The sequence below is a fragment of the Streptomyces sp. 8L genome (assembly GCF_020176795.1).
Lineage (GTDB): Bacteria > Actinomycetota > Actinomycetes > Streptomycetales > Streptomycetaceae > Streptomyces.
Window position 1 is genome coordinate 1 of the sequence record NZ_JAIUKE010000123.1, and the last position, 6,390, is coordinate 6,390.

Here is a 6,390-nt window from a genome sequence, read left to right on the forward strand (position 1 = left end):
CCCCGCCCCGCGCGCGGGGCGGGGCGGCCCGCCGCCCCCCCCCCCCCCCCCCCCCCCCCCCGCGCTGCGCGCCGGCGCGGGGGGGGGGGGCGGCCCGCCCCCCCCCCCCCCCCCCCGGGTCATCGCTTCGGCGAGCCGACCGGTGCCGGCGCCGAGTCCGGCATCGGCGATGGCTTTGCGGGCGCTGTCGCGGGTCAGTCCGGAACCCCCTGGGTGGGCGGCACTGATGACGCTGGCCAGCTCGGAGATGGAGGCCAGCGCGGGACGTCCACCGGGGCTGGTCGCCGGGGGCTGACCGGAATCCCTTTGGGTGCTCTGGCCTGTGGGTTCTCGCTGCTGTCCGGGATCGCCGCCGACATCGTCCGGAACCACGTCCTTGTTGTGTCCGGCTTCGGACGCGGTTTCGTCGGCTGCGGGTGAGGGAGCGGTCCCGGCGGCGAGGCGGGCGGGTACCTGCTGCTCCGGCGGGGAAGCCGGGGGCAGGTCTGCGCGGACTGCGTACGGAACCCCGGCCGCTTGGTCCGGTACCGGTTGCGTACCGTCCTGATCTTTCGTGGCAGTTGCGGTCACCGATGTCCGGGCGGCGGAGGTGCCGCCGTAGCGGGTGATCAGGATGTGCAGGTGGGTCGCCCCGGCCAGGGCGAGTGGTGCGATGGCGGACAGCACGGTGACGGTGCCGTCGCCCAGGCGGAGGGTGACGGTGTCGGGTCGGTTCAGGTCGAGGGCGTGCAGGCCGTTGGCCCAGATGCTGGCGGCGGTCGCTGTGATGAAGAGTGCCCACGCGTACAGCCGTGCGGGCATCGGTGCTTCCCGCAGGACCAGCAGGGCGCGGATGCCGTAGGCGATGAACCCGTCGATCACTACGGGGAAGAGGTAGGTCAGTTGGTCGCGGACGTGGACCGCGGTGGCCATCTGCCGCAGAGCGTCGTAGGAGAGCGCGCATCCGGCGACGCCGAGTAGGACGATGGCGAGCCGGTCCCACCAGGTGGCGCGGTGGCGGCTGGTGGACGCGGTGGGTATGGCGATGTCGGGCATGGGTGTGGTCCCCCTCGGGGTGCGGTTCTGGGTGGGGGCGTGCGGTGATCCGTCTTGGCCGTCTTGCCGTTGACGCAGCAGGTCAGAGGCGGTGCGGCAGCCGTGTGGCGTGGCGTCCCAGAGCCGTTCGGGATGCGTCTTGCCGAGCGGCACTGATCCTGTGGCCGTGATGGCGGCGGGAGGTACGGAGGTGTGCTGACGCTGTCGGCTCGGGTGCCGGGATGGATAGCCATCCGTCTTGGGACGCCGTGCCGTCTTGGCTAGGATGGCTCTGACCTGCACTTGTACGGCAGGGACGGCAGGGACGGCACGAGACGGATACGGATGGGGCCGTCTGCAAGGGTCGCGACGGTAGTTGGGCGTTGCGCACTGCGGTCGACCGACGTGGGTGCCGCCGACGAGCGGTCGACGGCACCCACGCGGGTCACTTCGCTGGTGTGTCTCTGCTGCCGTCCGAGCCGGTGTCGGGGTGCACGGTGGGGCAGTAGCGCTTCCAGGCGTCGGCGAACTTCGCCCGGGTGTAGCCCTTGAGCTGACTCCCGTCGAGCATGCGGACGTTGCCGGAGCGGATGCCGTACTCGCGCAGCATCCCGGACAGCGCGCGTGGGTTCAGGCCACCACGCCCGGCTTCGGCCCAGGGCGCTTCGGGATCGGAGTTGAGCCGGTAGAGCAGGGCGTCGGTGGACACGCTCTCGGGGTCGCCGGCGGCGGCGAAGGCGCGGCGGATGTCGGCGAGGATCCGGGCGTTGGAGGGGTTGTCCTCCTCTGCCTGGGCCTCGGCGGTGACCATCTGGGCGCACGCGGCGCGGGCGCGCTCGGGCCAGGTGCCGCCCACGAGGTCGGCGATGATCACCAGGGGCTCCCAGGTGTCCGCCGCCCGGTCCTCGACCGGCATCTGCGGCTCCAGATGGAGGGTGTGTTCGGCCACCGAGGCGGTCCAGCGCGCGAGGCGGGACCGTAGGGCGTGCAGGGCGGGGCTGTCGCGGCGGGTGCGGTACGGGCTCACCTGCTCGCCCTCCGCGCGGCGGCGCATCCGGATCACGACGGACCGGTCCATGATCGTGTCGGGGAGGTCGCCGATGCCGGCGAGCGCCGCCATGGCGAAGGTCGCGAAGGAGTGGGGCGTGTGCTCCTTGCCGACCACCCGCAGCACCGGTCGGCCGCGCTGGTGCCCGGCGTTGAGCAGGCCGCGCATCTCCTCGTTCTTCTCGGCGACCTTGGGGCTGCCGAAGATGGTGTCGGCCTCGTCCACGAGGAGGGTCGGCGGCTCGTCCGAGATGGAGCGGAAGATGGCCGCGGCCGTGGAGTTCACGGTGATGACGGGCTTGTGGACCGTCTCGGTGAGCAGGTCGAGCAGGCGGGACTTCCCGCACCGCTTCGCCGGGCCGACTACGGCCAGACGCGGGGCGTGCTGCCATACCTGCTGGAGGTGGGTGGCCGCGATCCACAGCACGGTTGCGTCCAGTGCCTGTTCGCTCGGGAGGACCACGAAGCGGGCCAGGGCGGTGCGCAGCTCGTCCAGCAGTGCGGCGGCGTCCGCCTCCCAAAGGTCTGGAGACGGGGTGCTGGTCGGACGGGGTGCCGCAGGGGCGGCGGGGGCGGTACTCTCGTTCACGGAGATCCTTCACTCGGCGGCTCCGGGGGGCAACCCGGTCCGCCGCAGTCGACTGTCCTGGGATGGGCGGTGGCGAGGTTTCCTGCAGCCCCCGGTGTTCGTAGCGCCGGGGGTTTTCGCGTTCCTCGGGGGCACCTACAGGGTTCAACCCCTTAGCGGGTTGAACCCTGATTCCCTTATGGCATAAGTATGCCCCGGACGTTTGTCCGCAGTCAACCCCTCGCCGCTTTGAAAAGTCAGCCTGTAATGGCATGTCTGCTGCTCATCGCCATAGTGACGTGTGCCACATCTGGGATTATTCCCTTGCGGGTTGGGCCATCCATGCTGGTATAGTTTAAGGGTTGGGTCGTGACGACCTCGGCCCGCACCGGAAGTAGAGGGAGGTGAAAGAAGTGGACGGTGCCAAGCCGCAGCGCTGGGCCCCGCCCGAGGGGGAAGCCCTGGTTGCGCACAACCTGAAGGTCCTACGGGTGACGGCTCGCCTCTCCCAGGAGGACATGGCCGAGCGCATGCGCCGCCTGGGCTTCAAGATGCACCAGACCCAGATCGCCAAGATCGAGAACGGTACCCGGAGCATCAGCTTCAACGAGGCCCTCGGCTTCGCCAAGGCGCTCGGCGTCCCAGCCGGCAACTTCATGCTGGAGGCCGTCGCCAGCCGCGACGATCCTCACTGGGAGCTACAGGAAGCGGCCTTCGACATTCAGAAGGCAGAACAGGAGCACCAGGTCGCCCAAGACCTCGCCGATGCCGCGAAGGCCAGACTCGAAGCAGCCGAGGCCCGATACGACGAGATCGCCGAGAGCCTCGGCATCGAGCCGGATCCGGGGGGCCTCTCCTTCTACCCGGCGCCGAACTCGCCGGGCGACCCGCTCCGCAGTGACTCCGACGACGGCAAGTAGCCGCTCGGCGGAGATCTTCGCGGGCGTCTGGCCACGGGCCTCGTAGCCCGTCCGTCGCCCCATCCGCCGCCGTCCCTCGGTGCTACGAACACTGAGGGCCACCAGCGCGGACACCCGATCAAGCCCACCGCCCATCCCGGACAGTCCAGCGGTCACGTTGCCCCGTGACCGTCGAAAGGCGATCCTCCATGCCCACCGCCCTGCCCCCGCTCACCCGCATCGCGGACGAGCTCGGCATCCCCGAGCAGCGGCTCCGTACCCTCGTGCTGGAACACACGGCGCCTGCCCCCGACTCCACCGCCGTCGCGCTCACCGTCGAGGAGGCCGCACGCCGCCTCGGCATCGGCCGCACCACCATGTATGCGCTCATCGCCTCCGGCGAGGTCAGCTCCGTCCTCATAGGCCGCCTGCGCCGCGTGCCGGCCGAGGCCCTGGCCGCCTATCTCGCCAACCGCTCCCAGACGGCCGCCCCGACCGTCGCCCACGCGGTCTGAAAGGGGCGGACATGGCCAAGACCCGCCAGCCCAACGGCGCCTCCTCGATCTTCCTCGGCAAGGACGGCAAGTGGCACGGCTACGTGACCGTCGGCGTCAAGGATGACGGCAAGCCCGACCGGCGCCACGTCAAGCGCAAGACCCGCGCCGACGCCACCAAGGCCGTCCGCGAACTGGAACGCAAGCGCGATTCCGGCACCGTCGGCAAGGCCGGGCAGACCTGGACTGTCACGACCTGGCTGACCCACTGGGTCGAGAACATCGCCGCACTGCACGTGGGCGAGAACACCATCGACGGCTACCGCGTCGCCGTCTACCACCACCTCGTCCCCGGCCTCGGCGCGCACCGTCTCGCCAAGCTGGAGCCAGGGCACCTGGAGCGCTTCTACGCCAAGATGCGGGCGGCCGGTAGCGCTGCCGGGACCGCGCACCAGGTCCACCGCACCGTGCGGACCGCGCTCAACGAGGCTGTGCGCCGAGGCCACCTCACCACCAACCCCGCCTCCGTCGCCAAGGCTCCGCGCCTGGAGGAGGAAGAGGTCGAGCCCTACACGGTCGAGGAAGTGCACAAGCTCCTAGACCTGGCCAACAAGACCCGGCACCCGGCGCGCTGGGTCATATCCCTGGCACTCGGACTGCGCCAGGGCGAGGTCCTCGGTCTCCAGTGGACGGACGTCGACTTCGAGCTGCGGGTCATGACGGTCCACCGCAACCGGCTGCGGCCCCGGTACGAGCACGGCTGCGGCAACCGCTGCGGGCGCAAGCCTGGCTTCTGCCCCGAGAAGGTCAACATTCGACGTGAGACCAAGGACGCCAAGTCCCGTGCCGGACGTCGGCCGATCGGCATTCCCGAACCTCTGGTGCAGCTCCTGCTCCAGCATCGGCGCGAGCAGGAGCGCGAACGGCGACTGGCCGACGACCTCTGGACGGAGAAGGGGTACGTTTTCGCCTCCGCGACCGGCGAACCCCTCAATCCGAACACCGACCACCACGAGTGGAAGGACCTCCTCAAGGCGGCGGGTCTACGCGCGGGCCGCCTCCACGACGCCCGTCACACGGCGGCCACCGTCCTGCTGATCCTCGGCGTCTCCGATGCGGTCGTCGACGCGATCATGGGCTGGGAGCCGGGCAAGTCCGCCCGGATGCGCCGGCGCTACCAGCACCTCACCAACCGGGTGCTCACGGACACCGCCGACAAGATCGGCGGCCTCCTATGGCCGGTGTCCGAGGAGTCGCCCGTGGTCTGAGCGCCACGCACCCCACCAGGAAGGCCGTGGGGGCGAATGCATCCGCATTCGCCCCGACTTGGGCTGGGCTAGCTTCGGGTCCCGCCTCCCTGGCCTTCATCGCCTTGCTCTTTGCCCGGCCCGTCGGCGTATGGTCGGCCAGCCTGGTCCGTGACGATGGCACCTGATACAGGCTGAATCTCGACCCGAAGTACGGGCCATGCCAAAGGATCGTCTCGACCATCGACGTACAGCATGTGGCGCACATGGGCGCCCACAAGGAAGTCCTTCTCCGCGATGCCCTGGATGTAGTGCGCCAGCGACTTCTCCGCATCCCGGTTCTCTCGCACGCTGTGGAGCTCCGGGGCGATATCGAGGTAGTCACGGAGGATGTCCAGGAACTCCACGATCAGTGACTCGTCATCGTCGGGAAGACCGTCCGGGAGGGCGTACTCGAAGGCCGCGCTCGTCTTGATCATGTTCCACAGCGGATTGCCACGAGTTATCAGTGCCAGCACCTGAGGTTGTGGGAAGGCCGGATCGGGGACGAGCCTCGGGCCGCCAGCGGTTTTCCCGTCCAGCGAGCGACGGACCCAAGCAGCGTGCCGCTCCTTGATCTCTCTGAGCCGCTCAACCGTGAAGTGGTTCGGTTGATCATCGATCTGCTTGTGATGCCTGCTGCACAGCAGGAGCAGATTCATGTGGCTGTGCCTGGAGTCGGTATCGAGGCCCCCTGACCGTGGGCCGCCCTTGGAACGGGCCACGATGTGCGCCTCTTCGCCGAATACGGACGGATCGTCACAGTCCGTCCCCGGGGTGATCACTTCGCTGCGGCAGATTGCGCATCTCCCGCCGGCTTCAGCCCACACGATCTTGCGCGTCTTCTCGGAGACCCCCATGCGTGGCACCTTGCCAGAAACGTTCAGGTGGGCGCAGAAGAACCAGACCAGCTTCTTCTGCCCGCAGGAGCCGTCGCCGCCTGATCGCGGCAACTGCAACCCAAACTGCAACCCTCAACGTCGTAAGGGCCCCCCGCACGGCGCGGGGCCCCCCCGCCCCCCCGCCCGGGGGGGCCCGGGGGGGCGGAAAAAAGATTAACAAGAGGTGGGGGGTGCCCCCCA

The 6,390-nt window shown here is 69.5% G+C and carries 6 protein-coding genes; 3 read left to right on the plus strand and 3 right to left on the minus strand.

What is annotated here, in order from left to right; all coding sequences use genetic code 11:
• Both LCE31_RS12315 and LCE31_RS12320 read right to left on the minus strand, forming a co-directional pair.
• Positions 1-1,035, minus strand: a 1,035-nt coding sequence (locus tag LCE31_RS12315) for a DUF2637 domain-containing protein (protein WP_225014248.1), incomplete at its 3' end; no start/stop codon positions are given.
• A 424-nt stretch (positions 1,036-1,459) separates the two neighbouring features.
• Positions 1,460-2,650: a DUF3631 domain-containing protein gene (locus LCE31_RS12320; RefSeq protein WP_374118459.1), complete on the minus strand. Its 1,191-nt coding sequence runs from the start codon at positions 2,648-2,650 to the stop codon at positions 1,460-1,462.
• A gap of 392 nt (positions 2,651-3,042) precedes the next feature.
• Here LCE31_RS12320 and LCE31_RS12325 point away from each other — a divergent pair, with 392 nt between their 5' ends.
• From LCE31_RS12325 to LCE31_RS12335, 3 genes are all read left to right on the plus strand, one after another.
• A complete protein-coding gene (locus LCE31_RS12325) occupies positions 3,043-3,549 on the plus strand; it encodes a helix-turn-helix domain-containing protein (protein WP_225014249.1) in 507 nt (168 codons plus the stop codon).
• A 188-nt stretch (positions 3,550-3,737) separates the two neighbouring features.
• Positions 3,738-4,043, plus strand: coding sequence for a helix-turn-helix domain-containing protein (locus LCE31_RS12330; RefSeq protein WP_225014250.1), 306 nt, complete (start codon positions 3,738-3,740; stop codon positions 4,041-4,043).
• 11 nt (positions 4,044-4,054) lie between these two features.
• Positions 4,055-5,290: a tyrosine-type recombinase/integrase gene (locus LCE31_RS12335; protein WP_225014251.1), complete on the plus strand. Its 1,236-nt coding sequence runs from the start codon at positions 4,055-4,057 to the stop codon at positions 5,288-5,290.
• Positions 5,291-5,358: 68 nt separating this feature from the next.
• Here the strand turns inward: LCE31_RS12335 and LCE31_RS12340 are convergent, their stop codons facing one another.
• Entirely contained in the window at positions 5,359-6,279 is a 921-nt protein-coding gene (locus LCE31_RS12340; RefSeq protein WP_225014252.1) for an HNH endonuclease, read from the minus strand.
• Between the last annotated feature and the right edge of the window lie 111 nt (positions 6,280-6,390).

Coding starts and splice junctions, on each gene's coding strand:
- LCE31_RS12330 (WP_225014250.1), top strand. CDS start 3,738: ATGCCCACCGCCCTGCCCCCGCTCACCCGCATCGCGGACGAGCTCGGC.
- LCE31_RS12335 (WP_225014251.1), top strand. CDS start 4,055: ATGGCCAAGACCCGCCAGCCCAACGGCGCCTCCTCGATCTTCCTCGGC.